Annotated in this window: 17 protein-coding genes and 1 pseudogene; 4 read left to right on the plus strand and 14 right to left on the minus strand. The window is 58.5% G+C overall.

Features of this window, described 5'->3' with window-relative positions; translation table 11 throughout:
- Positions 1-30 precede the first annotated feature (30 nt).
- Positions 31-834, minus strand: a complete 804-nt coding sequence (locus tag GC165_05300) for a prepilin-type N-terminal cleavage/methylation domain-containing protein (protein ID MBI1332276.1) — start codon at positions 832-834, stop codon at positions 31-33.
- A gap of 183 nt (positions 835-1,017) precedes the next feature.
- On the opposite strand from GC165_05300, the gene GC165_05305 reads away from it, so the two are divergent.
- Both GC165_05305 and GC165_05310 read left to right on the plus strand, forming a co-directional pair.
- Entirely contained in the window at positions 1,018-2,808 is a 1,791-nt protein-coding gene (locus GC165_05305) for a hypothetical protein (GenBank protein MBI1332277.1), read from the plus strand.
- A gap of 266 nt (positions 2,809-3,074) precedes the next feature.
- Complete coding sequence (locus GC165_05310; GenBank protein MBI1332278.1) at positions 3,075-4,739, plus strand: hypothetical protein; 1,665 nt, start codon at positions 3,075-3,077, stop codon at positions 4,737-4,739.
- 70 nt (positions 4,740-4,809) lie between these two features.
- On the opposite strand, the gene GC165_05315 is transcribed toward GC165_05310, so the two are convergent.
- The 6 genes from GC165_05315 to GC165_05340 form a co-directional block, all read right to left on the minus strand.
- A complete protein-coding gene (locus GC165_05315) occupies positions 4,810-6,303 on the minus strand; it encodes an alpha-N-arabinofuranosidase (protein MBI1332279.1) in 1,494 nt (497 codons plus the stop codon).
- Between the two features lie 3 nt (positions 6,304-6,306).
- Positions 6,307-7,128 (minus strand): ABC transporter permease subunit, encoded by an 822-nt coding sequence (locus GC165_05320; GenBank protein ID MBI1332280.1) that lies wholly within the window; start codon positions 7,126-7,128, stop codon positions 6,307-6,309.
- A gap of 474 nt (positions 7,129-7,602) precedes the next feature.
- On the minus strand, positions 7,603-8,481 hold the full coding sequence (locus tag GC165_05325) for an ABC transporter permease subunit (protein ID MBI1332281.1): 879 nt from the start codon (positions 8,479-8,481) through the stop codon (positions 7,603-7,605).
- The gene (locus tag GC165_05330) at positions 8,478-9,794 is read right to left on the minus strand and encodes an extracellular solute-binding protein (GenBank protein MBI1332282.1); all 1,317 of its coding nucleotides are present in this window, start codon (positions 9,792-9,794) and stop codon (positions 8,478-8,480) included. Before GC165_05330 ends, GC165_05325 begins: the two co-directional genes overlap by 4 nt.
- Positions 9,791-11,119, minus strand: a complete 1,329-nt coding sequence (locus GC165_05335) for a family 43 glycosylhydrolase (GenBank protein ID MBI1332283.1) — start codon at positions 11,117-11,119, stop codon at positions 9,791-9,793. The genes GC165_05330 and GC165_05335 overlap by 4 nt, the downstream gene beginning before the upstream one ends.
- Positions 11,120-11,318: 199 nt before the next feature.
- A complete protein-coding gene (locus tag GC165_05340; GenBank protein MBI1332284.1) occupies positions 11,319-12,284 on the minus strand; it encodes a helix-turn-helix domain-containing protein in 966 nt (321 codons plus the stop codon).
- A gap of 83 nt (positions 12,285-12,367) precedes the next feature.
- Here GC165_05340 and GC165_05345 point away from each other — a divergent pair, with 83 nt between their 5' ends.
- Entirely contained in the window at positions 12,368-13,459 is a 1,092-nt protein-coding gene (locus GC165_05345) for an FAD-dependent oxidoreductase (protein MBI1332285.1), read from the plus strand.
- Here the strand turns inward: GC165_05345 and GC165_05350 are convergent.
- On the minus strand, positions 13,434-16,622 hold the full coding sequence (locus tag GC165_05350) for a hypothetical protein (protein MBI1332286.1): 3,189 nt from the start codon (positions 16,620-16,622) through the stop codon (positions 13,434-13,436). The two genes, GC165_05345 and GC165_05350, sit on opposite strands and share 26 nt — an antisense overlap.
- Before the next feature lie 239 nt (positions 16,623-16,861).
- On the opposite strand from GC165_05350, the gene tnpA reads away from it, so the two are divergent.
- Positions 16,862-17,302, plus strand: a complete 441-nt coding sequence (tnpA, locus tag GC165_05355) for an IS200/IS605 family transposase (GenBank protein ID MBI1332287.1) — start codon at positions 16,862-16,864, stop codon at positions 17,300-17,302.
- Positions 17,303-17,553: 251 nt separating this feature from the next.
- Here the strand turns inward: tnpA and ilvD are convergent, their stop codons facing one another.
- The 6 genes and pseudogenes from ilvD to GC165_05385 all read right to left on the minus strand — a co-directional run bounded on the left by ilvD (position 17,554) and on the right by GC165_05385 (position 26,308).
- Entirely contained in the window at positions 17,554-19,239 is a 1,686-nt protein-coding gene (ilvD, locus tag GC165_05360; GenBank protein ID MBI1332288.1) for a dihydroxy-acid dehydratase, read from the minus strand.
- 275 nt (positions 19,240-19,514) lie between these two features.
- Positions 19,515-21,053 (minus strand): threonine ammonia-lyase, biosynthetic, encoded by a 1,539-nt coding sequence (ilvA, locus tag GC165_05365; GenBank protein ID MBI1332289.1) that lies wholly within the window; start codon positions 21,051-21,053, stop codon positions 19,515-19,517.
- Positions 21,054-21,255: 202 nt separating this feature from the next.
- On the minus strand, positions 21,256-22,251 hold the full coding sequence (ilvC, locus tag GC165_05370; GenBank protein ID MBI1332290.1) for a ketol-acid reductoisomerase: 996 nt from the start codon (positions 22,249-22,251) through the stop codon (positions 21,256-21,258).
- Between the two features lie 3 nt (positions 22,252-22,254).
- The gene (gene ilvN, locus GC165_05375) at positions 22,255-22,740 is read right to left on the minus strand and encodes an acetolactate synthase small subunit (GenBank protein MBI1332291.1); all 486 of its coding nucleotides are present in this window, start codon (positions 22,738-22,740) and stop codon (positions 22,255-22,257) included.
- Positions 22,737-24,443 carry a biosynthetic-type acetolactate synthase large subunit gene (ilvB, locus tag GC165_05380; protein MBI1332292.1) on the minus strand — a complete coding sequence of 569 codons (1,707 nt, stop codon included), beginning with the start codon at positions 24,441-24,443 and terminating at the stop codon, positions 22,737-22,739. Before ilvB ends, ilvN begins: the two co-directional genes overlap by 4 nt.
- 1,622 nt (positions 24,444-26,065) lie before the next feature.
- Positions 26,066-26,308: pseudogene (locus GC165_05385) on the minus strand (hypothetical protein).
- Positions 26,309-26,457: the final 149 nt, after the last annotated feature.

The raw sequence follows: 26,457 nt of genomic DNA on the forward strand, positions 1-26,457 counted from the left end.
CCTCGTCGGCGTTGTCAGGAGGACAGTTCGTTAGATCTGGCTAACGTCGACGGTACCCCACGTATCCCAGTAGTTCGGGTTCACCAACGGATCGGTCATGCCGGTCGTGTTGGGAACGTCGCCGCATCCCGGATAGTGGCAGTGCACCGTACCGTAAATGCCGTAGTTTCGGTATTTGATCCCCGTTCGAACCATGTATTTAGCATGGCCGTCGCACCAAGCATAGTTGCCACCCTTGCCGAACGTTGCGCCGACCCAACTGATGTCGATGCCGTTCGCGATGTAAGGCTGCCCCAGCGGATAAAGCGGCGTCGGCTGGACGATCGCTTCGCGGGTCGTGGTGTTCTTGCTCTGCAGGTAGATCGTGTTGGCTGCGTCCGAGAACGACGTCATGCTGATGCCCAGCACCGCGCCGTTGGCCGCATAGCTTCCGTTTCCGGCGCCCGCCTTATCGCGGTAGCCGTAGTTGGGGTCTGGGTCGCGCGGTGCGCCCGGGCTGACGTAGAGCTGGAGGTTCTTAACGTACGGATACGTCTCTCGGCCCCAGTTCGGATATTCGGTCGGGTCCATAAAGCCCAGATCCTTGCCCGAACCGGCAAACCAATAAATCCAGCCATTGGGGTCGAGTCCCTGTCGCACGCTCATGTCGTCGTTGTCCGTGGCGTACATGATGAAGCTCAGGCCGTGCTGCTTAAGGTTGGAAAGGCAGGAGGCTTTTTTAGCGGCAACCTTGGCTTGAGCAAAGACGGGGAAGAGAATCGCGGCTAAAATTGCAATAATCGCAATGACCACGAGAAGTTCGATGAGTGTAAAGGCTCGTCTTCGAGTTTTCATGATTTCTCCTTCAAACGGTGAAGTGATGATGGCACTCTGCCATTGGGCAGACAAAGCTTCGTTGCAGAGTTGGAACCATTATATGATATGGTTATTCAAAAGTGGGAATATATTTGCACTTTTTTTCGAGACCATTCGAAATTTCGGATATAGGTACCCTATTCGAACTCAGAGTTTCCAAAGATGATCCTCCCTACCTTTGCTTTCCTAGCCTGCACCGCGTGCCAAAACGTGCCAAATTTTCTGAAATGGGCTCCCAAGCCCCCCATGGGCTGGAATAGCTGGGACTGCTACGGAACGTCCATCACTGAAGAACAGTTCCGCGCCAATGTCGAGGTCATGGCCGAAAAGCTGAAGCCCCACGGCTGGCAATACGCCGTCGTCGATATCCAATGGTACGAACCCAACGCCAAGGGCTTCGACTACAACCCCAAAGCCGTCCTCACCCTCGATGCCAACGGCCGCCTCCTGCCCGCGCCCAATCGCTTCCCTTCTGCCGCCGAAGGCCAAGGCTTCAAGCCCCTCGCCGACTGGGTCCACCGCCAGGGTCTCAAATTCGGTATCCATCTGATGCGCGGCATTCCCCGCCAAGCCGTCGAGAAAGACCTCCCGATCCTCGGCACCAAATTCAAAGCTTCCGAGATAGCCGACAAGGAACACGTCTGCCCCTGGAACCCCGACATGTACGGCGTCGACATGAGCAAGCCCGGCGCACAGGCGTACTACAACAGCGTCTTCGATCTCATCGCCTCGTGGGGCGTGGACTTCGTGAAGGTCGACGACCTCAGCCGCCCCTACCTCCAAAACATCCCCGAGGTCGAAGCCATTCGCAAGGCGATCGACCAGACCCACCGCAAAATCGTCCTCAGTCTCTCGCCGGGCGAGACCGATATCCAAGGTGCCCAGCATGTCATCACCCACGCCAACATGTGGCGCATCAGCGACGACTTTTGGGATAGCTGGCCAGCCCTTCTCGAACAGTTCGATCGCCTCGTCAAGTGGAACCAGTATCGCGGCCCCGGCCACTACCCGGACGCCGACATGCTTCCCCTCGGCAGCCTGCAACTCGATACTCGGAAAACCAATTTCACCAAGGACGAGCAATACACTCTGATGACCCTTTGGGCCATCGCCAAGTCGCCCCTGATGCTCGGTGCGAACATGACCAAGCTCGATCCGTTCACCGAGTCCCTGCTGACCAATGACGCCGTCCTCGATGTCAACCAAAACAGCATCGACAACCATCCGTTCTACTCCCAAGACAAAATCGTCGCTTGGACCGCTATCGACCCAAAAACCAAGGATCATTTCGTCGCTATCTTCAACGCTCAAGACCGCTTTGACCCCGCCCGCGGCGAGCTCATTTCCGAAGGTCCGGTCATCAATCGCCAGACCCCTGGCCAAGGTGCAAAAGTCCTCGCGAACCTCGAAGGCTTCTCTGCTATGGCCCTCGTCTTCACCGATGGCGGCGATGGCAACCGATGGGACCATGGCGTCTGGGTCGATCCAGTGGTCGACCTTGGTGAGAACATCCAACTTCACCTCGCCAAGACCAAGTGGGACACCGCCCAAGTCGGCTACGGTCAGATATCGACCACGGCCGCCGTCGGCGAAAAGCCGCTCGCCGTCGCTGGCAATCCAGTCACCGAAGGCATCTTCGCCCACGCGCCCTCCATCGTCACCTTCGACCTTCCCAAGGACGCCGAAACCTTCTCTGCCTTCGCCGCCCTCAACGATACGGCCATGCCGGAAAAAGAAGGCGGAACGATCCAACCGCTGGTCTTCGGGTTCAAGAAAGGTGGTCCCCACGAGCGCGACTCCTACGACATGAACTTTGACCTCAGCGCGGTGGGCGGCGCAGTCGGCAAAAAAGTCACCGATCTCTGGACTGGCAAAACCTGGACTCTGACCACTAAAACCACCCACCTCGATATCCCTTGGCACGGTTGCGTCCTCCTGCGAATATCAAAATGAAGGAGAATGCCGTCGAAGCCAATCGACGCATCGTACGTTGGACTCAAGAAATCGCGGATAGGCCCCGTTTTTCTCTCCTCCTAGGAGAGGACCCTCCCGTGACGTCAGAGGCTTGTCGTTAGACCCGTCGAGCATCGCAAAGGGAATGAAGCGAAGCTGAATCGGGGGGAAGAGGTGAGGTCGAGAATGCCCACCGACCTTAATCCGCAATCTCCTTTCTCAGAATGCGATTTCCAACCATTCGATCCCCCAGGTACCCTCGAAAGGTGATCACGCGCCGTGAGATTCTCAAAACCACCGGCACCGCCGCCTTGGCAACCAACCCTCTCATGAGAGCCCTGGCCTCAACTCCGTTCGAATCCGGCGCGATGCGATGCATCAACGTCGTCAACTTCATTCGCGAAATCGAGCCGCGATTCAAGATGGACATGATGCTCCCAGTCACCAGCCAAATGGAGCTGATCCTCAAACACGGCCTCCCGGCTACATGGCTCCTTCAATTCGACGCGCTGGTCTCCGGTCCCTTCGTGCCCTACCTGAAAGAGCATATGGGCAAGAACCACGAGGTCGGCTTCTGGTTCGAGATGAACGAGAAGCACGTCAAAGCCGCCGGAGTCGAGTGGCGCGGTCGCCCCGGCTACGAGTGGGACCATCTGCCGCTGGTCGCCTTCACCATCGGCTACACCAAGGACGAGCGCATCAAACTCGCCGACACCGCGATGAACCGCTTTAAAGAAATCTGGGGGCACTATCCCAAGTCGATTGCTAGTTGGAATCTCGACTCCTTCACCCTTCAACACCTCACCGAGAAGTACGGCGTGGATGCCTATGCCGTCTGTCGCGACCAAATCGCCACCGACGGCTTCACCATTTGGGGCGCGCCCATCGCGGGCTACTACCCCAGCAAGCTCAACTGCTGGAGCCCTGCTCTCGAAAAGAAAAACCAGATCGCAACGCCGATCTTCCGCATGCTCGGCCAAGACCCGGTTTACTACTACGAACGCTCGTACCCGCTCCCGGACGGACGACGCATCGGCGAGCCGGACACGATGGAACCGGCGTGGACCTCGGGTCGATCCAAGCACTTCGTCGAAGGCTTCCTCCACATGATCGCCGACGAACAAACCGGCCGCTTCGCCTATTGCCAAATGGGCCAAGAAAATACCTTCCCCTGGGACCAGCAGAAGGACGGCTATCCGATGCAGATGGAAGCCCTCGCCGCCCTCGCCAAAACCGGAAAAGTGCACGTCGAGACGATGGGCGAGACCGGACGTCGATTCAAAAAAGCATTCTCACAAACGCCTGTCCAGACACAGGTCCAACTCGAAGACCCCTTCGAGAACACCAACCCCTCCGAAGGCTCAATTTGGTACCAAAGCCGCTTTTACCGCGCGAACCTCCACCTGAAAGGAGACCTTCCCTACTTGCGAGACATCACGGTCTATAGTGACGAGTTTCCTCAGCCCTTCTTGGACAAGGCAACTCGCCTCAATGACGTCGAGCAGAAAATGCCTCCCGTGCTCGACGGCTATCACTGGCGGCGCGACCAGCATCCCGCCGAGGAGCCTTGGGCTGGCGCTTTGTTCCGTATCGGCGAAACCTTAATTCGAGCAACCGGCGCACCCAAGATCGTCGAGCATGGCTCAGGTATGACCGTGGAACTGCCCGTCCAAGGCGGCAAGACGCTTCGAATTCAGTTCGAAGAGAAGAGGATGACCGCCGAACTGGATGGCGAGGAGTTGAACATCGCATTCCGATGGGATTTGGCTAAATCCAGCCTCGTGGGAATCCACGCTCGTGAGGCGAGATACGAATGGCAGGGTCAGTCGTATGCGATGAAAGTACGCCAAGGTGCAATAGTCGGCAAGCTTTCCGAATGGGAAGTTCGATCCGAAAAGAATAGGATCGAACTCTTTCTCGCCCAAAGTTAGGAACAAATCCATTCCCCCTCAAGCGTGAGGGGGTCGGTGAGTGTTTCGAAGAACTGGGTATTGGCCGAACCTAAACCGCAAATGTCGCCGCGCAGAACGACAGCGGAGGCAACTTCACCGTCGCCTTGCCGTTGGCAATGCTCACCTCGGCAAAGTCAACCGCCGTAATCTGGTTCGGATTGTCGAACGTGTTCTCCGCTCGCGGATCGGTTCCATGCACGATCTCCGCGTTCAACAGCTTCGTAACGGCTCGGTCGCTCAGATCGACGGTCACCTCGAGCGGCTGAGACACGTCTCGGTTGGTCAGGAACACGCTTAGTTCATTCCTATTCAGAATCGCGCTCGTATCCAGCGTGTTCACGTAGCCATACTTCTTCGACTCGTAACCATCACCTTCCACACGGACTTGCAATGAAACGCCCTCGCGCCGCTTAGCCATCATTTCGATGGGATAGAAGATCGTCTGGAATACGAGGTCGTCGCCGCGGGTCAGGAGCGGCGCGATGACGTTCACGATCTGGGCGATGTTGGCGATCTTCACCGTATCCGCGTGGCGAATGAAGCTGTTGAGAAAGCCCGCTGCGATCAGCGCATCTTCCAGGTTATAGACCTCTTCCAACAACGGAGGGGCGACCTTGGCTCGCCCGTCGAGATGGTCGCCGCTTCGAGCGCGGTACCAAACGTTCCATTCGTCGAAGCTCAGCCCAATTCGCTTCTTAGTCTTCTTCGTCTTCTGCACCGCATGGCACACCGCCGCCGTCGCCTCGATTTGGTCGTCGATGCTGTTCGTCACCGCCAAGAAGTTCGGCGTATCGTGCTCGTGGTTCTCCACGTAGCGGTGCACGCTGATGTAGTCCACGTAGTCGCGGCAATGCTCCAGAACCTTGCGGTCCCACTCCAAGTACGTCGGCAGATCGATGGCGCACGATCCGCACACCACCAACTCGATATTGGGGTCGCACATGCGCATCATGTTCGCCGTCTGCTGGGCGTTAATGGCATAGGTCTCCGCCGGCACATGGCCGATCTGCCAAGGGCCGTCCATCTCGTTGCCCAGGCACCACAGCTTCACGTCGAAAGGCTGTTCATACCCATGCTCGCGTCGCAGATCGGCGTACTTGGTACCTTCGTCGATGTTGCAATATTCCAGCCAGTTGCGAGCCTCCTCCGGTGTTCCAGTGCCCAGGTTGACGGCCATCATCGGCGTCCAACCCATCCGCTTCGAAAGTTCCAAAAATTCATTCGGGCCGAACTGGTTTGTCTCGATGCTTTGCCAAGCCAAGTCACGGGTTCGCGGCCGACTCTCGCGCGGACCCACCGCATCCATCCAATGGTAGCCGCTTACAAAGTTACCGCCCGGATAGCGCATCGCCGTAAACCGGAGCCGTCGCAAAGCGTCCAGCACGTCGGTTCGGCAACCCATGTCGTCGGCATGCTGGCTCGAAGGGTCGTAGACGCCTTCATACACGGCGCGGCCAAGATGCTCCAAAAATCCGCCGAAGATGCGGGGATCGACAACGTCGACGGTGAAGCGAGAATGCAGGTGAAGGGTGGACTTTTTCATGGTCTAGTCTTTCAATCCCGTGGCAGACATGCTGTCCACGATCTGTTTCTGGAAGATGAGAAAAATGAGCATCAGCGGCAACGATGCCATCGTGCCGATAGCGAGGGTCTTGCCATATTCGGTCAAGTACGACGACTGATACATGGCGATGCCGACAGGCAAGGTGTAGTTCCGCACCGAATCCATAAACACCAACGGCCCGACGTAGTCGTTCCAAGACCCGATGAAGGTAAACACGCCAAGCGTCGCTAATGCAGGAGCAACCAGTGGGAGCGTCACCCGCGAGTAAACGCCAGCCGGTGAGCAACCGTCGATCAGCGCGGCCTCCTCGATGGCGGTCGGAACCGCGCGCATGAACTGGCAAAGCATGAACACCCCAAATCCGCCTGCCGTGGCCGGGACGATCAGCGCGAGCGGCGTGTCCAACCAGTGGAGCTTGCTGAGGATATAGTAGACCGGCACGAGGAAGAGCTGGCCTGGGATCATCATCGAGAAAACCACGACCGTCAGGAAAGTCCGCCCGCCTGGCACCTTCAGCCGCGTGATCGCATACGCCGCCATCGACGAGAACAGAAGCACCAGCAACGTCACGCAACACGACACGAAGATGCTGTTCATCAGCCACCGACCAAACGGCGCTTCTTCCGCCCAGCCCAAGACGTTGCGGTAGTTCTCTAACGTCCAAATCTTGGGGATCGGCGACGACGGATTCAGCACGTCCGCCTCCCGCTTGAATGAGGTCAGGATCATCAGAACGATGGGCGAAAGAAAGATGATCGCCACCGCCGTCATCACGGCCGAGGTCGCCAGCCTCCAAAGCTTCAACGTCGGCCTCCCGTGTTATTCCCCTCACCCGGTTCGTACCTCACCGACCTCTCCATCCGGAGAGGTATCCCAGTTCCTACCATCTCAGCATCGAAACCCGCTTCCATCGGCCTGACAGAACCGTGTCGTATGGGATTCTCCAGGACTCTATCTATCTGTCGGCTCTGACCAGGCGACCTACCCGGTTCGTACCTCACCCTCCACTTCGTGAACCCTCTCTCCATCTGGAGAGGCACCTTGGGTTCGCATAAGGCGTCGAGAGGTCTTTGGCATGAGGGTGCAAAATCTGTTCTAATGTCGCGTTGACGAGGGCAGATCATGAATGCATCGACACGGATACCTCTCCGGATGGAGAGGTCGGTGAGCCAGCAAGGATCGACTTTCTGCGACCACTCCTGCTTTGGCGAACCGGGTGAGGCGAACCTCGCAACCGTTGTAAAACCCCGCCCCAGCGCATCAGGCAAATAACTTTGGTTACGCATGAGCGTTCCTCCGCATCAGCGCAAATTGGATCAAACCGAACACCATCGTGATGGCCGCAAGCACCCAACTGATCGACGCCGCGTAACCCAATCGGTAGTTCTGGAACGCCGTCTCATAGATGTACTGCACCACGCCGCGAGTCGAAAGCTCCGGTCCGCCGTTCGTCAGCAAGGACGCCTGCGGGAACATCTGGAACGCGGCAATCGTGCTCGTCAAGACTACGAACAACAACACTGGCTTTAGGAGCGGAAAAGTGACGTGCCGGAACAGTTGCCAAACGCCCGCACCGTCGAGCGCCGCCGCCTCGAAGTACATCTTCGGAATCTGTTGGAGCGAAGTCAAGATGATGATCGAGGTTCCGCCCGCCGTCCACCAAAGCGCCATCATCGCGATGCTCGGCATCGCCAGCGCCTTGTCTGAGAGCCACGGAATCGGGTCATGGTGAAGTTGCTTCAGAACATAGTTGAAGAAGCCGAACTCGAGGTTGTAGAACCATTGCCAGATGATCGCCGTCACCGCAATCGTGAACATGCCGGGTAGGAAAATCAACGCGCGAATCATGTTTCGCCCCTTCGACATCGCGTTCAACCCAAGGGCGATGGCCAGAGAAGTGATCACCGCGCACGGCACCATCCAAACGACGTAGCGTGTCGTCGCTACCAACGCCTGCCAAAAGTAGGTGTCGCCGAACATTTCCTTGTAGTTCTGGGCACCGATAAACCGCGTGGTCTCCTTCGACGTCAGGTCGAACTGCATGACCGAAAGCACCCCGGCGACGATGATCGGCAAGGCCAAAAATACGAAGAATGCCGCCCCGTACGGCACCAAAAACAGGTAGCCCGTCCGCGCCGTCTGCTTCTTGTAGGTCACTGTTGCACCCCTTGGCGCAACTCCCGCGCTCGCCTCTCGGTCGCTTCATCCCGGTCCATCGCCTTTTGGGAGTTGGCGTTGGCAATGTCGAGAGCTTCCTTGGCTGTCGTCCGTCCGCGAATCACCTTCTCGACAGCCAGGTTGATTTCGACACCCATCTCGAATAGCGTCGTGATCCTGGGCATGTACTTCATGTACGGAATCTGCTTGGAGAACGCGTACTGCACCTGCATCGACTTGAACTCCGGTGTATTGCGCACGCTCAGCCGCGCCGGAACCTGGCCCGCTGCCGCCCACTTGATGCTGTTCTTAGAAAGGAATCGGATGAATCGCTCGACCGCTTCGCGCTGTTTCGGGTTCAGGTTCGGACGAATGCAAAGCGTGTGCGAGTCGGCCAGCGTTCCCGGGTGGTTGCCGATGGTGGGTATCGGTGCGCCGACGTAGTTCATGCCTTCCAGCCGAAGCAGGTCGCCAAGCATGTAAACGCCTTCCCAAACCATGCCGACTTTTTGCTGGCGGAAGCCCACCCAGCCAAGCTGGTTATCGGGCGGAGGAATGAGCTTCTCCTTGTCGTGAAGCGAGCCCAAAAACTCCAGCGCCTTGACGTTATTTGGGTTGTTGAGGTCACACTTCCCATTCTCGTCGAGGAACCGACCATCGAACTGCGGCAGGAGCGACATGAAGTTGTTTTGCCAAGCCGTGAGGGCGAAGCCGTAGGTGTCGGGGTGCTCGCTGTTCGGCGGATTCATCATCGCATGCGCCGCCCGAAGGAATTCTTCCTTGGTCTGCGGCGGCCGCGCAGAGCCGTCCGGGTTCACCATTCCGATCTTCTTTAGCATGTCCGCGTTGCAGTACATGCCCTGCGGGTGGATATCCAGCGGTACCGAAAAGTGCTTCCCGTCGAAAATCGTCTGATCCAGAACGTACGGGTCGAAGTCGTTCGCGGGGATCGCGTCGGGCCCCTCAAACAGCGACGTTTCGTCGGCCAGGACACCCGCGCGGTGCATGCGCGTCAAGGCGCTGGCGTGGACCACGAATACCTCTGGCCCGCGGCCATCGAGCCCGGAAACCATGACTTTGTTGTAGTACAGAGCCCATGGGATGCGCTGCATCGTGACCTCCACGTCCGGGTTCTCCTGGTTGAACTCGCGGATCATACGGAGCATGACCACGCCGTCCGGCCCGGTGAAGCCGTTCCAAAAACTGATTTCCGTCTTATGCGAAAGCGACGTTCCGCACAAAAAATCGCCCCGGAGGAAGCCGAGGACGACGCAGATGGCCACCAACAGAATTAAAGATGCTTTCGTGCTCACTTTAGGTCGCTCCGCACGCCGCGGATGACCATTCCCTGCTGGTTCCTCCCGACGTAGTAATTCCCCTTATATTCCAGTTGGACCGCATCTGTCCAGTATTCGCCCGGAGAATTGAACTTAGGCCACCGCAGGGTGAGCATTTTCCCGTCCAAAGACCACTTTCCGTCTTCGCGAGAGGTCTTGATCGTCCCGTCGGCGCGGAACTCCACTTCGTCGGCATCGGTAAAGTCGGCTTGGTGGATCCACTTGCCCACCATCGACTTCTGCTCCTTTAAGTGAATGGTATTCAGGTATTCCACCGGCAGACCGGGCAACGGCCAGCCGTCCTTCGACCATAGAACCTCGCGCACCTGGAGGCGTGGCAAGCCCCACTTGTCGCCCACCCAGAACCGGCGACCGTCATAATAGTGGTAGCTCATCAGCCAGCGGCCGTCGCTATGGTGCAGGATTTCGCAGTGCCCTGGCGAGAACATCGGCGGCGAGGTCTTGAGAAAGTTGACGTGCCCGCCGTCCGTCATCGTGGTGCCATTGGCGTCCACAAAGGGTCCGTCGGGAGTCTTTGACCGCCCGACCATGATCTGATAGGTACTGCGTACGCCTTGGGCCGCAAGACCGTACGACACAAACAGATAGTAGTAGCCGTCGCGGTAGCATTGCGCGGCTCCCTCGAGCGCGTTCTCTCGGCTCGATTTGTTGTTCGCCACCGGAGCAGGCTTCGCGCCGTCCTTGATCTTGCCCGTTTCGGGGTCGAGTTCAACCACGTAAAGGCCCGAATAATACGAACCGAAGTACAGCCAGTGCCGCCCCGCTTCGTCAATCTTGACGTCGGGATCGATGCAGTTGTAGTGATCGCCGTTCGCCTTCGAGCTTTCGATGACTTTGCCGTGATCGACCCAGCCGTCGTGCGGCTTTTCCGGGTCGAAGTGGTCGTTTTGCAGGAAGCCGATGACCGAGTCATTGCCACCAAAATACCGACTGGCGCAGTAGTAAACGCAGACTGACTTGCCCACCTGAACCGCGTCCGGTGCCCAGATAGAACGATGCTCGGGAATCAGCTTTTTCAGCCAGTCCGGCGCTTCGGGGATGATCGGCCCCCAGACCTTCCACGTCTTGAAGTCTTTGGTGGACTTCATCACGCCGAAGCCGTTTCCGCTGGTACTGAGGCAGAAAACCTGCCCGCCCAGATCGATGATCATCGGGTCGTGAGTGTTCTCCGAGTGCTCGGCGTACGCGCCGTCCCCCGGAAAAATCGACCAATTATCGTCGGGGCGTTGCATGGGCAACCCCGTGGCGATAGCGTGAATGGCAAGCGCAGCGATGAGCATGACCTGTAGAGTTCATCATTGACCTACAATGAAGCGTCTCCCGATTATACGATACATCATAGCTAATCGGGAATAAGTATGTCGATTTTTACAGGAATCAGAAGACGGAGATCAGAGCACAGCTATTCCGTGACTCTAGTGGCCCGTATAGCCGAAGGCTATGCGGGAAATCGACAAAGCCGCTGAAGCCTCGTGAGGCTCATTTCGCCGGAGGCTTCTTCACGTTCTCAGGCAAATCCCCGCCTCGCGTGGAGTGATGAATTCGCAGAAGCAAATCCTGTTCAAACGAGCCGAACCCTTTGCCGAAAAGCGTAAAGCCGCCCTGGTTGGCGTCTTCCGGCTTGATACCAATTCGAATCCGGGTCGCCTGCCACGGTTGAACATTCAGATCGGCGATCGACACGTTCGAAAGCTTTTGGTCATCGACGTAGGTTCCTTCGTTGTTGATCCGCCACGCCTTCAGGAAGCCGTGCTGGTTCATGTAGTCGGCCCACCAAGACGGGTTCAATCGACCCTTTTCGCCACCTGGGTCACCGGGCGAAATCCAGGTCCCGACCTCCACATCGTTGATCCAGATGGTGATGTCCGACGGATAGTCGTTCGCGTAGCCCGGCGCTTCCGAAGCCACCTCGGCGATGAACTCGATTGACTCGATGAAGCTCGTCACCGGCAACGAGTTCGGGAACTTGTACTCGACAAAGCCGCCGCCGGACCATAGAATTTCGGCGCGAGCCCGATCAGGGAAAGAAAACGCCAAGGGGTCATCGATGACGCCGACCAAACGGTCGCGGGTCGCGAGGCCGCACGTCGGCACGACTTCGGCCTTGGTGTACATCCCAACTGGCACCTCGATCTCGATGACGTAGTCCTTTTCCTTCGCCTTGCCGCTCATATCTACAATGAGTCGGTCGTGCACTTTTCGGCACCGCTTCTGCATGCCTTGCGCGCCACTCAGGTAGTCGCTGATGACCAATCCGGCCTCTTCGAGAATCTGGATATGCTTGGTGATGCTCGGCTGAGCTAGGCCCAGCGCGACGCTGAGCTCGTTGATGTTCATGTCCCTTTCGCCCAGCATTTCCATGATTCGCGCCCGGGACTCCGAGGCTAGGGCTCGAAAGATGGCGACACTTTCGGCGGCCGACAAATCGCTGATGTGATAGGGCATGGACTACGTTATCCGGGAGAGATTAAGTCAATTATATCTCGTTGACCATTTGCCCGGATGCGAGGGGTATGGTCAACTGACCGATGCAATTTAGCGAATTCGAAACAATCGTCATCGGATCGGGAATCGTGGGCCTCTCGACCGCCGTCGAAGCCGCCTACAATCTGCCCAATCAGGTCGCCTGCATCGACGCCCACGGAGTCGCTAATCCGCTCAGTGCCAGCGGCGATGGGCTCCGTTTGTTTCGTCTCAGCTATTTCGAACATGCTTCCTACGTGCCGCTTCTCCGCGAGGCGATCGAGGCTTGGCGGAGCCTTGACGAGGACCTCTATGTTCCGGTCGGTGGACTCTATGCCGGCCCCGCCGACAGCGTGCTCGTCACCGGGTCGCTGGAAAGCGCCCTAGAGCACGAAATCCAATATGAACTTCTGACCTCCGCCGAGGTCCGTTCGCGCTATCCCCAGTTCGACTTGCCCAAGGAGTACGTCGGCTTTTTGGAGGCCGATGGCGGCTATATTCGCGCCGCAAAGGCCACCCGCGCCATGGCCGCGAAGGCTGAACGGCTCGGCGTCCAAGTGATCGTCGATCAAGCGTTCTCCATTTCTCCGATTGGTCATCGCTGGGAGGTTTCAACTGCCAACGGCCTTTACTTCTGCGATCGGCTGATCGTCGCCGCTGGAGCGGCAACCGTCGACCTAATCCCTTCCCTTCGCCGGTATGTAGACCGTGAACCCCATTTGGTGGCATGGTTCGATTCGCCCGACTGGACCGGACTGCCTGGCTTTGGCATTATGAACGAAGAAGAGGAAATGCTCTACGGGTTCCCGGCAGTGGACGATGTGCCCGGTGTCAAGGTTGGAGGGCATCACCGCTTTTCGAGTGAATCCCTCTCGCAGCAAGAACGTGGTTTGTGCGAACTTACCCAGAGGTTTTTGCCCACGCTCTCAAAGTCTGTATGCCATCGCCGCACTTGTGACTATGACTCCTCGCCAGATGGACACTTCATCATCGGTGAACTAGAGCCTGGCCTGACCGTTGCGTGCGGGTTTAGCGGTCACGGATTCAAATTTGGTTCGATCATTGGCAGGGTCATCCTCGATTCCACGGTGGAATTCGAAGATGACCTTTCCTTTCTCGACGTCGCGCGCTTTACTTCGACCAGCGGATTGACTTAATTTCAAATCCGCGCAGGACGGGGTTAAAGGCGTTCAATCGGTCTTCCAGGAAGTTGACCTCGTTCACCTTCTTACCGCTGAACACCGTCTGCACCCCGAGTTTGGTCGCATCCGGTCCACAGCTATAAAGCCGGGCGATCGGGTCGTTCGAGCCTTCCGCCAGCTTCAGGCCGTACGAGATCGCCGACGGATCGTCCATCGACAACGCGCTCCACTCCAGCGGAGCCGCGCCTTTGGCATCGAAAGGCACCGTCGCACACAGCAGAGGCTGGTTAAGGTCGTAACCGGCCCGCGTCACGTCGGCCCATGTCTCATCGTCGCCCTTCGGACGAATCGAGTAATGCCAGGTGTGGTGGCCGGGGTTCGGCTCGGGATCGGGTTCGTAACTGCTTCGGATCAAGGTCATCGTCAGCGTGTTGCCGGTCGCTTCATAGCCGTACTTGCAATCGTTCAAGATGGCGAGATCGCCCAGAGCCCCCCACTTCAGCGCCGGATACTCTTTGCCGTCGGCCGGTCGCTCCAGGTACCCGAACGGCACGTCGTATTCGGCCTTCGGGCTATCGCCCTCGACATCGAACGCCACTCGTAGCATTGGGTTATCGGTGCTCGAACTACCGACGTTGTGCCAATCGCAATCGACGGTCACTGGAATCTCGGTCGCACCATCGCGAAAAGCGAACTTTTGAATTACAGTGGTGGCCGTTCCAGGACGATTCACGCTGTCCATCGCATAGTACATGGTCACGTCGAGTCCGTCTTTATGCTTGGTAACTTCATACCGTTCTGGTTTCCAAGTTTCAGACTTAGCGATGCCCTGAATCACCCACGCCGTCATGCCTCCCGGTCGTTCGTAGTCCAACCGGAGTTGACCAACATTCTTAAAAGTCTTCCCGCGGAAAGTCAACTCGCTAAAGCCACCATGAACCCCATCGATCTTGGCATGCAGGCCATCGCCTAGGACGTCTTCACCACTCAGATTGACCGTCTTCATGGTGTCGGGCAATCCGTTTTTCACCTGGAAGACTTTGTAGCCGAAGCTCGGCACGTCGCCCGCATAGAATCGGATTCGATGCGTGATTCGGTCGAGCACTTCGACCGGATAAGAGGTTCCATCGGGTCCGTACGCGACGAGTTGATCGAGGTCCATGTTCTGCCCGTTCCAGCCGCTCGGCACCGCCAGCGTCTCGACCCAGCCGCTTCGCTTCCAACCCAGCGGGTTGGCGACGACGAAGCTCATACCTCCCGTCTTCGGTGTGACCCGGAGCGAAAGAAGCTCCATCGCCTTCGTGATCGTCTCATTGCTGTCGGCGATCGCGCGTCCGAGCGTCACCTTCGTGTTCTCGTACGGCGCGTGGATGCCGCTACCCGGGAGCGTATCGTGGTGGTGGTTGAAGCAGATATCTTCCCACGATTTGCGGAACTGTGCATGAGGGTAGGCAAAGCCGAACTGATTCGCCATGACCGCTACCGCCTCGGCCGTCGCCGTCGTGTTCTCGGCCTCTCGGTTGAGCTGTTTGACCTCGCTGTGTGTGGTGTAGCATCCGTCGAATACCGGGTTCAGCTCTTCGTTGATGACGGGAATCTTCTTCAGGTCATACGTTTCCAGCTTCTTGAAGAACTGGGTGGCGGTGCTGAACTTGATCGGCGGAAGGTCCTTGTTGGACATCATCTTCATCGCCTCTTGGATCATTTCGCGGCTGGGTCCGCCGCCGTGGTTGCCCACGCCGTACACCATCAGCGCGTCCTTGCTACCCGTGTTGTTCTCGAAGTCCAACATCTCCTGGAACTGCTTGTACGAGATATCGCTGTTGTACCAAGACCCGCTCGCCGGTTCGTCGAAAGCCAGCACCTTGGTGCCATCCAGCGCCTGCCACCAAAACAGCGGCTTGCCCTTTCCGCCTCGGCAGAAGTAGTAGTACTTACAGCCGCCCATCTTCAAAATCTGCGGCATCTGGATGGTGTGGCCAAAGGTGTCTGGCTCCCAGCCCACGACCGCCGTCTTGCCGAAATTCTCCTTGAAATACGTTTGGCCATACAGGAACTGCATGGCGTGAGATTCGGGCGAAATCATGTTCGTATCGCCTTCGCACACGCGTCCGCCGACGATCTCCCATTGGCCCTTCTTCACCTTCGCTTGGACCTTCTTAAACAGGTCCGGGTAGGCGTCCTGCACCGCTTTGTAGATGACCGATGAGCTCTGGCTGAATGTGAAGCCCGGGAACTCGTCCATGAACTTGACCGCCTGATTGAAAGTGTCGTGGCTCGCGACGATGCCCTCTTGCCACTCCCACAGCCACTGGAGGTCGATGTGCGCGTGGCCCACCAGGTGTCCGGTGTACTTCTGCATTTCGGGGTGGGCGTGCTCCATCGCCTGGCTGGTCATATGGAGCGCGGCCTCGATCTGCTGGGGCGTCACGTTGTCGCTGGCATAGAGCGCATCGAGGTACTGGCGCGTCTGGTCGAGGTGCTGCCGAGTGTGGATGTCCATCGGCTTATCCTTTAGGTACTTCTCGACGATGCCAAGCTCTTGGTCGATCGCTTCAAGCGCCTGCTTCTTCGACGCCTGCTCCATCGTCGCGGCGATGATCGGTTCCAGGTCTTTACCGGGCTGAATATCCGCTCGGTCCACGATGCGCCAGGCTGGGAACTTCGAATAGCCTGCGGCGGTGTCGAGCTTGGCGACCTTCGGTCGTCCGCCTTCGTAGATCACGTCCACCGTGCCGTCCGGGTGGGTGACCTTCACGTTGTCGACCACCATCATGTAGCGTCCGTATGGATCGCCTTCAAAGTTGAGGTTCCACGCCACCGACGTCTTGCCGCTCAGCTTGTCCAGCGGAATCTCGCGGTGGAGCCAGTGACCCTTTGCCTCGTCGAGCACCGTATCGCCGTGCGCTCGATGTCCGCTGGTGTCGTTCACATTCGAGTCGCGAAGCGGGTCGCCGGAGTCAACGTCGATGTCGATCGCGCCCTTGGCCACCGGATTCTGAGGGTCAAGGAAGATGTCGTACGTGAACTTGTCGCCTTTCTTGAAGGTGACCTTGGCGTCGGAAATCGTGTAGTAGGTGTACCAGTTGCTGTCGCCCTTGGCCAGGTTCCGGCTGACGAACATCAGGCATTCGTCTTTGTCGATTGTGATGAGGGATGCGAGGGCGGCGACCAGCATAAGGTCTATTTTAGCCTTTGGCCGTTAGTTGTCAGTCCTTTGGTTTTGGGTTTTGGCCGTAATCCGTGGGTGACTTGAGCGAAGCAGGCGGTCACGCCTTCCCTGATAGTTACCGTGGCGATCTATGACCACGGAGTGGTCACGGAACTTAGCGCGGGATCGAAGACCCCGGGAATAGGCCGTTGACCAACAGCGACCCCGGAGGGCGTCGCGGAGAACTCGGATAACATGAACTTCTCATGCCATCGACTTATTTAAGTCTGAATGCACACATCGTCTTTGCCACCAAGCGCCGAGACTTGCTTCTTAACCGCGATTCCCTCGAACAAACGCACGCGTACGTCGGCGGCATCATTCGCAAGCTCGGCGTTGTTCCGGTTCAGATTGGGGGCATCGAGGACCATATTCATCTCCTGGTCGGACTTAAGGCTAATCATTGCATCGCTGACATAGTTCGCGAGGTCAAGAAGCGCTCGACCTTATGGATTCGAGAGGCAAACCCGGATTTTGAGTGGCAGATCGGATATGCGGCGCTTTCGGTCAGCCCCGAACGGATGGCCGGAGTCATTAAGTACATCGCCAACCAACGAGAACATCACCACACAATGTCATTCGAAGAGGAAAGGGAAATGTTGCTGAAGATGGCGGGCCTTGAATATCATGCGGAGGAACAAGAGTAGTTTTCCGCGACGCCCTCCGGGGTCGCAACGCTTGTGATGGCCCATACCCGGGGTCTTCGACCCCGCGCTAAGTTCCGTGACCCTTCCAGGGTCATCCACGGCTCCCGATAACGCTTCCAAACCTAAGGTGTTCGACAACCCAAATGCCCTTCGGATGGAGGGGGCCGGTGAACAAAGTGAACCGGGGGAGTGCGAACCGACCATTCGCCGGTGACTCCCTCGGTAAGAATTACAAAAGCTAATAGCCGCCGCTAGTGCGTCACCGCACCATCGCACGCCGGTCCGACCGTCCGAGCAAACTTCGCCAACGCGCCCTTCGTATACCGCGGCGCCAAAGGTTTCCAATCCTTCTTCCGCTCGGCCAACACTTCATCCGAAACATGCACGGTTAGCTCGAACTTCTCGGCATCGACCGTGATCGAGTCGCCATCCTGAACCAGCGCAATCGTGCCGCCTTCGGACGCCTCGGGGCACACGTGCCCGACCATCAGCCCCTTGGTCGCGCCGCTGAACCGCCCATCGGTCAGCAGAGCCACGTCGTTGCCCAGGCCCTGACCCACGATCGCCGCCGTCACGCCAAGCATTTCGCGCATTCCCGGACCGCCCTTCGGACCTTCGTTTCGAATCACCACAACGTCGCCCTTCTCAATCCTGCGCGCCTGGACCGCCGCCATCGCCTCCTGCTCGGAATCGAAAACCTTCGCCGGGCCAGTATGCGCTAGCTTCTTCACGCCCGCCGTCTTGATCACTCCGCCCTGGGTCGCCAAATTGCCAAAAACGGCCACCAGGCCCCCGGTTGGCGAGACCGCGTTGTCCTTCGTCCGAACCACGAGTTGGTCGGTCGGGACCACCACGTCTTTCAGGTTCTCAGCCATCGTCTTACCCGTCACCGTCATACAGTCGCCATGCAGGCATCCGGCATCCAACAGCGCCTTCAGCACCGCCGGAACGCCGCCCGCCTTATGCAGGTCCAACATCACGTACTTGCCGCCCGGTCGCAGGTCGGCCAGGATCGGCGTTCGCTGACTGATCTCGTGGATGTCCTTCAACGTCAGAGAAATGCCAAGCTCGTTGGCGATCGCCGGAAGGTGCAAGGCGATGTTCGTCGATCCGCCCGTCGCCGCGCCGACCATCACCGCGTTCTCCAGCGACTTGCGCGTGATGATCTGGCTGGGCAGGATGCCATTCTCCAGCAGGTTCATCATCGCATCGCCAATGCGGCCAAAAAACTCGTCGCGCTTGCCATCCGGGTCCTCGGCGGGGGGGCTCGAGGAACCCGGCAACGCCATCCCTAGCGCCTCGGCAACGCAGGCCATCGTGTTGGCAGTGTACTGACCGCCGCACGCGCCCGCTCCGGGGCAAACCGCGCACTCCACCGCGTGGAGTTCCTTTGAATCGATCGTTCCGGCCGCATAAGCTCCTGCGGCTTCAAATGCGTCCTGAATCGTGACATCCTTACCATGCAATCGACCAGGAAGGATCGTTCCACCGTAGAGGAAGATCGACGGCACATCGAGCCGCGCCATCACCATCAGCATGCCCGGCAAGCTCTTATCACACCCCGCCACGCCGACGAGCGCGTCGTAACAGTGGCCCCGCATCATCAACTCCACCGAGTCGGCGATGACTTCACGGCTGACCAGCGAGGCGCGCATGCCCTCATGCCCCATCGCGATGCCGTCGGCGACCGAAATCGTGTTAAATCGCCGGGTTGTCGCCCCCCGCTTGGTAACCTCCTCCGCGATCCGAATCCCCTGGGCGTCCAGGTTTACGTTGCACGGCGTGCTCTCGCTCCACACGGTCGCGACACCGACCCACGACTGGGTCATGTCCTTGTCGCCCAGCCCCATGGCGCGGAGCATGGCTCGGTTGGCCGTCTTATCGGCGCCTTCGGTGATGGTTCGAGATTTTTGGCGGGGATCGAATGGTTTGCTCATGGTTCGTGTTTTGGATAGTATTTTAAATCGTATGTCGTTGTGCTCAGGCGACTCCCCTCACCCGGTTCATCTCGTTCCTTGTTCACCAGGCGACAGGCTCAAAAGGTCCTGAAACGGGAAGCCTCCTTGAGTACGAGAACACTTGGGAAATTGACGGCCGAAAGGTGCCTCTTCGGATGGAGAGGCCGGTAAGCCGCTCAACATATTTTGTTGTTCAACCCGCTTTGAGCGGCGAACCGGGTGAGGGGAACACGACGATATCTCAAAGCCTTTCGTCACAAGAATAGCCTCAACGCCAAGTTTTCCGTCTCTTCCGAATAGTCGTACCCAAGTTGGGTTAAGAACCGCTGAAAGTCGTCTTCCGTAGCCGCCGGGACCTGGATTCCGCACAGAACTCGACCCTTGTCGGCGCCATGGTTCCGATAGTGGAACATCGAGATGTTCCAACTCTGCCCAAGACTATTCAGGAAGTTCAGCAGAGCCCCCGGGCGCTCGGGAAAATCGAAGTGAAATAGCCGCTCGTCGGTGGCGTGCGCGCTCTTGCCGCCCACCATGTGCCGAACGTGCGTCTTGGCGATCTCGTTTGTGGTCAGATCGAACGCCTCGAACCCTTTCGCCGACAGCTCAGCAAGGATCGTCTCTACCTCGCCTGCCGACTTAGTGTGCAAGCCCACGAAGATGATCGCGTCGTCGGCATCGCCCATCCGATAGTTGAATTCGGTGATGCTCCGGTTGCCCAAGGTCTCGCAAAGCTGGCGAAAACTCCCCGGGCGCTCGGGAATGCGCACAGCCAAAATCGCCTCGGAATGCTCGCCCAGAGCCGCCCTCTCCGAAATATGGCGCAGACGGTCGAAGTTCACATTCGCACCGCACGCCACCGCCGCGAGCCTCGCACCCTGCAAACCGTTTCGCTCGGCAAATTCCTTCAGGCCCGCGATCGCCAACGCTCCCGCTGGCTCCAAAACCGCCCGCCGATCTTCAAAAACGTCCTTGACGGCGGCGCAGATCGCGTCGTTGGTGACCACGATCACCTCGTCCACCCAGTCTTTCGCGATCCGAAAAGTCTCGGCTCCGACCTGCTTCACGGCCACGCCGTCAGCAAAGATGCCCACTCGGTCGAGCATCACGCGCTCGCCCGCTCGGAGGGACAGGAACATCGCGTCCGAGTCTTCCGGCTCAACCCCAATGACCTTGATTCCAGGCCTCAACTGCTTGAGCGCGAGGGCAATCCCCGAGATCAGTCCGCCACCGCCAATGGCGACAAAGACGGCCTCGCAATCCTTGGGAAGCTGTTCGTCGAGTTCCAATCCGATCGTCCCCTGGCCCGCGATCACGTCGGGGTCGTCGTAAGGGTGGACAAAAACAAAGTTATGCTCGGATTCCAGTTCGCGAGCGTGGGCATAGGCGTCATCGTAGGTGTCGCCATGCTTCACCAGCGTCGCCCCCAGCGCCTCGATGGCTCGGGTCTTCACCTCGGGCGTGGTGACCGGCACCACGATGGTGGCCGAACACGAGAGTTGCCGCGCGGCAAGAGCCACGCCTTGCGCATGGTTGCCCGCGCTCGCCGCCACCACCCCTCGCCGAAGCTGGGCGGGCGATAGTCGCGACATCGCGGCGTAAGCCCCGCGAAGCTTAAAACTAAACACCGGCTGGAGATCTTCCCGCTTGAGGAAGACCTCGCAACCGGTCCGCTGAGAGATCACAGGAGCGCATTCCAGCGGAGATTTGATCGCGACGTTGTACACGGCTGACGACCGTATCCGTTGCAGATACTCGGCAGGTGTCAGATGATCCAGTGTCGCAGGATTGGTCATTTCTTTCTTTGGGCGTCCCTCATCAGGAGCTTTTCTTCACTTCGCTCGGTCGCCTCACCCGGTTCACTCGCACCTCGTTCACCGGCCCTTCTATGGATTCCAAATCCAGAGACCTCTCCGAATGGAGAGAGGGTCCACGAAGTGGAGGGTGAGGAACGAACCGGGGGATTGATGAGAGCCCTCATGTCAGTCGAGCCCCTTCCTATTTCGCGTTGATGAACGGCATCATGCCGCGAAGCTTCTTGCCCACTTCCTCGATCGAATGCGACTGCTCCGAAGCCCGAATCGCGTCCATCTTCGGACGACCGTTCTCGTTCTCCTTCACCCATTCGTCGGCAAACTTGCCGCTCTGGATGTCGGCCAAAAGCTCCTTCATCGCCGCCTTGCTTTGGTCGTTGATGACCTTCGGTCCGGCCACATAGTCGCCCCACTCGGCGGTGTCGCTGACACTGTACCGCATGTAGTTGAGGCCGCCTTCGTACAGCAGATCGACGATCAGCTTAGTCTCGTGCAGACACTCGAAGTACGCCGCCTCGGGCTGATAACCGGCTTCCACCAGCGTCTCATAGCCAGCCTTGATCAGCGCCGAAAGGCCGCCGCAAAGCACAGCTTGCTCACCGAACAGGTCGGTTTCGGTCTCTTCCTTGAACGTCGTTTCGAGGATTCCAGCCGCCGCCGAGCCGATTCCCCAACCGTAGCTGAGGGCGATCTGCTTCGCTTTGCCGGTCGCGTCTTGGTAGACAGCGATCAGCGCGGGCATGCCGTTTCCGCTCACGAACTCGGCACGGAGCCGGTGGCCAGGGCCCTTCGGAGCGATCATGGCAACGTTGATGTTCGCCGGCGGGGTGATGCGTCCAAAGTGGACGTTGAATCCGTGTGCGAACAACAGCGTCTGGCCGTCCCGCAGGTTCGGCGCAACGTGGTCGTTGTAGATCGCCGCCATCGGCACATCCGGGGTGCAGAACATCAGCACATCGGCCCACTTCGTCGCGTCCGCAACGGTCAGAACCTCAAGCCCGTCGGCCTCCGCCTTCGCCCAGCTCTTGCTCCCTTCGTACAGCGCGACCTTCACGTCGGCGCCGTTGTCCTTCAGGTTCAGCGCGTGAGCGTGGCCTTGGCTTCCGTAGCCGATGATGGCTACCTTGAGCGATTTGATGAGGTCGGTGTCGACGTTTTGCGTGTAATAGATAGTTGCCATGGTTTAGTTGCTCACCCGAATCGCGACAAGGCCGCTGCGGACGATTTGCGTGATCCCGATCGGATTGAGAAGGGCCACGACTTGGTCGATTCGGCTGGGCTCAGCCGTGACTTGAAGAGTGATGCTATTGGGTTCCAGGTGGACCACTTCGCAGTGCATCACCTGGGCGATGTCCAGGATCGCGCGGCGTGACTCCACGTCGGCTTGCACCTGGATGAACGCCAACTCGCGCTGGACCGACTGATTGCTGTTCAGATCCTGAACCTCGATCACGTCGATGCACTTATCGAGCTGGCGGACGCACTGCCGAAGGTCGTGGTCGTCGCCTTGGACCACCATCGTGACCCGCGAGAGGCCGTCCTGTTCGCAGTCGCCCGCGTTCATGCTAGCCAGCGAGAACATGCGTCGGCGGAACAGCGACGAGAGGCGGTTCAACGTGCCCGATTCGTTGTGTACGAGCGCGGTGATCGTGTGCAGTCGGGTGCTCACTGAGTGGCCTCCGCCATCGCCGGTTGGCTCAGAGCCGGGTCGGTGATAATGTTGTCATTCGAAGCGCCAGCGGCGACCATCGGGAAGACGTTCTCTTCCATCTCGACGAGGAATTCGCACAGCACCGGCCCCTTGGCCGCGCGCGCCTTTTCGATCGTCGATTCGACCTCGGCTCGCGAGGAGCATCGGAAGAAGGTGACGCCGTACGCTTCGGCCAGCTTGGCGTAGTCGGGGTTGCCCATCGACACGTGGCTGTAGCGATTGTCGTAGAACAGCTCCTGCCACTGTCGAACCATGCCGAGGAAGCCGTTGTTGATGAGGCAGATTTTGATGTCCAGGTGGTTTTCGACTGCAGTCTGAAGCTCCTGCAGAGTCATCTGGAAACCACCGTCGCCAACGACGGCCCACACTTCCTCGCCAGGATGCGCAAACGCTGCGCCCATCGCCGCCGGGAAGCCGAAGCCCATCGTGCCAAGGCCGCCGCTCGTCATCATCTGGTACGGTCGCCGGAACTTGTAAACCTGCGCCGTCCACATCTGGTGCTGGCCGACATCGGTGCTGACGTACGCGTCGCTGTTCGAAAGCTCGTTGAGCTTATCGAGCACGTGCCGCGCCACAAACTTCTTGCTGTCTGGGATCACGATCGGGTTGGCTCGTTGCCACTCGCGAATCATGCCCCACCATTCGGGGTTCTTCTTCGGGGCGACGTTCGCCAAGAACTCGGGCAGGCTGATCGAGAGGTCGCCGGGGACCACGACTTCCGTCGTCACGATCTTGCTGAATTCGCTGTAGTCGATGTCGAAGTGAATGATCTTCGCCTTGGGCGCAAAGCCGCTGACCTTACCAGTCAGGCGGTCGTCCCACCGAATGCCGATACCGATAATCAGGTCGGCCTCCTGAACCGCCCGAGTACCCGTGTATTCGCCGTGCATGCCCATCATGCCCAGCGATCGCGAGTCGTTTCGGTCGACATTCCCGAGTCCAAGCAGAGTGGAGATAACGGGAAGGTCGCACTTCTCGGCGAGTTGGCGGAGGATTTCGGACGTATCCGACCAAATGACGCCGGCACCGGCGATGACGATCGGTCGCTCGGCTTCCTTCAGCAGGCGAGCCGCACGCTCGAACGACAGCGGATTGATGTCGGCCGCCGGTCGGTAGCCACGCCGTCCAACCTTGTCCGGGAACGGAGCATCGGTCGTCGCAATGAAGACGTCCTTGGGAATATCGACGAGCACCGGACCTTTGCGGCCGCTGTTCGCCAAATAGAACGCTTCCTCCAAAACCTGCGGGAGGTCGGAGACGTTCTGCACGAGGTAGTTGTGCTTCGTGATAGGAATCGTGATGCCCTGGATATCCGTTTCCTGAAAGGCGTCGGTACCGATCGCCCACGAATTCACGTTGCCGGTCAGGGCCACCATCGGAATGCTGTCCATCATCGCCGTTGCAATGCCGGTGACGAGGTTGGTAGCCCCTGGTCCGCTGGTCGCCAAACACACGCCAACCTTGCCGGTCGAACGCGCGTATCCATCCGCCATATGTGCCGCACATTGTTCGTGCCGAACGAGAACGTGCTTCACTTGCGGCCAATTTAACATTTCGTCGTAAAGGGGAAGCACGACTCCACCGGGATAGCCGAATAACGTATCGACTCCCTGGCGCACCAAGCTCTCCATGACGATCTTTGCTCCTGATCTCTGATTCATCATCTGTTCCTAGCCCCACGCTGGACTGGATTTCGACGTCATTGTCGAGCAACAAAAAAAGCCTTCCCGGATTCCGGGAAGGCTTCTCAAGTCTGGTTTTGAATCTTCCCGGTTTCTAGCACAAAATAATAAGGCCTAGAAGGAGGCTAATGACGACAAGACCTAGAAGGCTAATTTGCCCTGTTAGGATGCCGTTATTGGCCGTGCGAGAAGATCGCATTAAGTTATAGGTTAGCCGAAAAAAGTCCTTATTGCAACATTGCCAGGATTTTTTAACGTGTTTTTGCTTGCATCCGGCATTCCTACCGGGCCGTAACAAATAATGACAATATGAAATCGAAGGGCCTGCTTCCGGGCATTTTGATCCTTCTCGCTGCGTTTGCGCAGGCTCAGGATCCCGACCAGGTGTATCGCGACCTCAAGACGAGCACCTCGTTCGTCCACCCCTCGTTCAACGGGAAAGTGGACACCGCGAAGGTTCGCGCCGCCGCCGATCAGGTCAAGCCGTACGAACTGCGTCTGCTGGCGGTGCCCAAATTGGGCACCAAGTGGAACAAGAATGGACAAGAGCAGCGCGGTGCGTTTGCCAAATACGTGATGGACTCCAAGCTGGACCTTGGCAACAGGGGCATCATGATCGTCCTGACCGCCAAAGGACTTTCTGCCTACAACCAAAAGCTCTCCGCTTCCGAACTGTCTTCGCTGAGCACCACCGCCGCCCAGGAGTACCGAGATACTCGCGACATCAACATCGCCATTACTGATTTGGCAAAGTCCGTGAAGGCCAAAGCCGATTCGGTTAAGATGTTGTACTCAGGCCCGGGCCCGAATTCGTCGCCGATTCCCGACCCCGAGCCGTCGTCGGGAATCTCTCCGATTTTCGGCCTCGCCTGTTGCGCGGTACCCATTGCCTTCATCGTCGGTGCCGTCGTGCTCGGCAAGAAGGGAGCCATCGGACGGTCGCGAAGAGCCGCTGAAGACCGCAAGCGTATGGCCACCGACGCTCTTGCCTATATCGACTCGTACGATGGTTTGCTGTCGAAGGACGGACAGGACGCCGACGCCCTGAACCAGTACCGCACCCGCATGGGAGAGAACTACGATCAGGCTCTCTCGATGCTCCAACGCGCCAACACGACGCAGGAGTTCGACCAAGCCAACTACACCTTCCAAAGCGTCCTACAGGACTTCGAGAGTGCGAAAGAGCACCTCAATAATCTCACCGGCGGCTCGGGCGTCGCCTACACGATACCGCCCATCATCGACCAGCAGAAGGCGCCGCTCTTCGAGCCGGTCAAGGGCGTTTCCTACTTCTCCAGCCAGCCGTCCGACAATTTGGTGCCCATCGAGGTGAACTTCGGCGGCTCTCGCAAGACCGTCATGGTCACGCCCGAGGAGCGAGACGAACTGATGGCCGGGCGAATGCCGCAGATGCGCGGCACGTATAACCCGAACGGCCAATTCATGCCGTGGTATTCGGTGCCGGGCTACGACCCCTACCGCGACTACGGGTCCAACAACTTCATCTGGCAGATGATCGGGATCAGCGCCCTGTCGAATATGTTCATGCCCCACTACGGCTACGGCTGGGGCGGCGGCCTCTTCGGAGGCAGCGGATATTATGGTGGTGGCGGCAACACCTACGTCACCAACAACTATTACGAGAGCAACAATAACAACGGCGGATTTGGCGGAGGAGGAGGCGACTTCGGCGGCTCCGGCTTCGACTTTGGCAATAACAACAATAGCGGCGGAGGCGACTTCGGCGGAGGTGGGTTCGACTTCGGAGGGGGCGGCGGCGACTTTGGTGGCGGCGGCTTCGATTTCGGAGGCGGCGGTGACTCTGGCGGTGGTGGCGATTCTAGCAGCGATTTCTGAGCCGTGAGCCGTGAGCCGTGAGCCGTGAGCCGTGAGCCGTGAGCCGTGAGCCGTGAGCCGTGAGCCGTGAGCCGTGAGCCGTGAGCCGTGAGCCGTGAGCCGTGAGCCGTGAGCCGTGAGCCGTGAGCCGTGAGCC

The sequence above is a fragment of the Armatimonadota bacterium genome (assembly GCA_016125185.1).
In the GTDB taxonomy this organism is placed as follows: domain Bacteria; phylum Armatimonadota; class Fimbriimonadia; order Fimbriimonadales; family Fimbriimonadaceae; genus Fimbriimonas.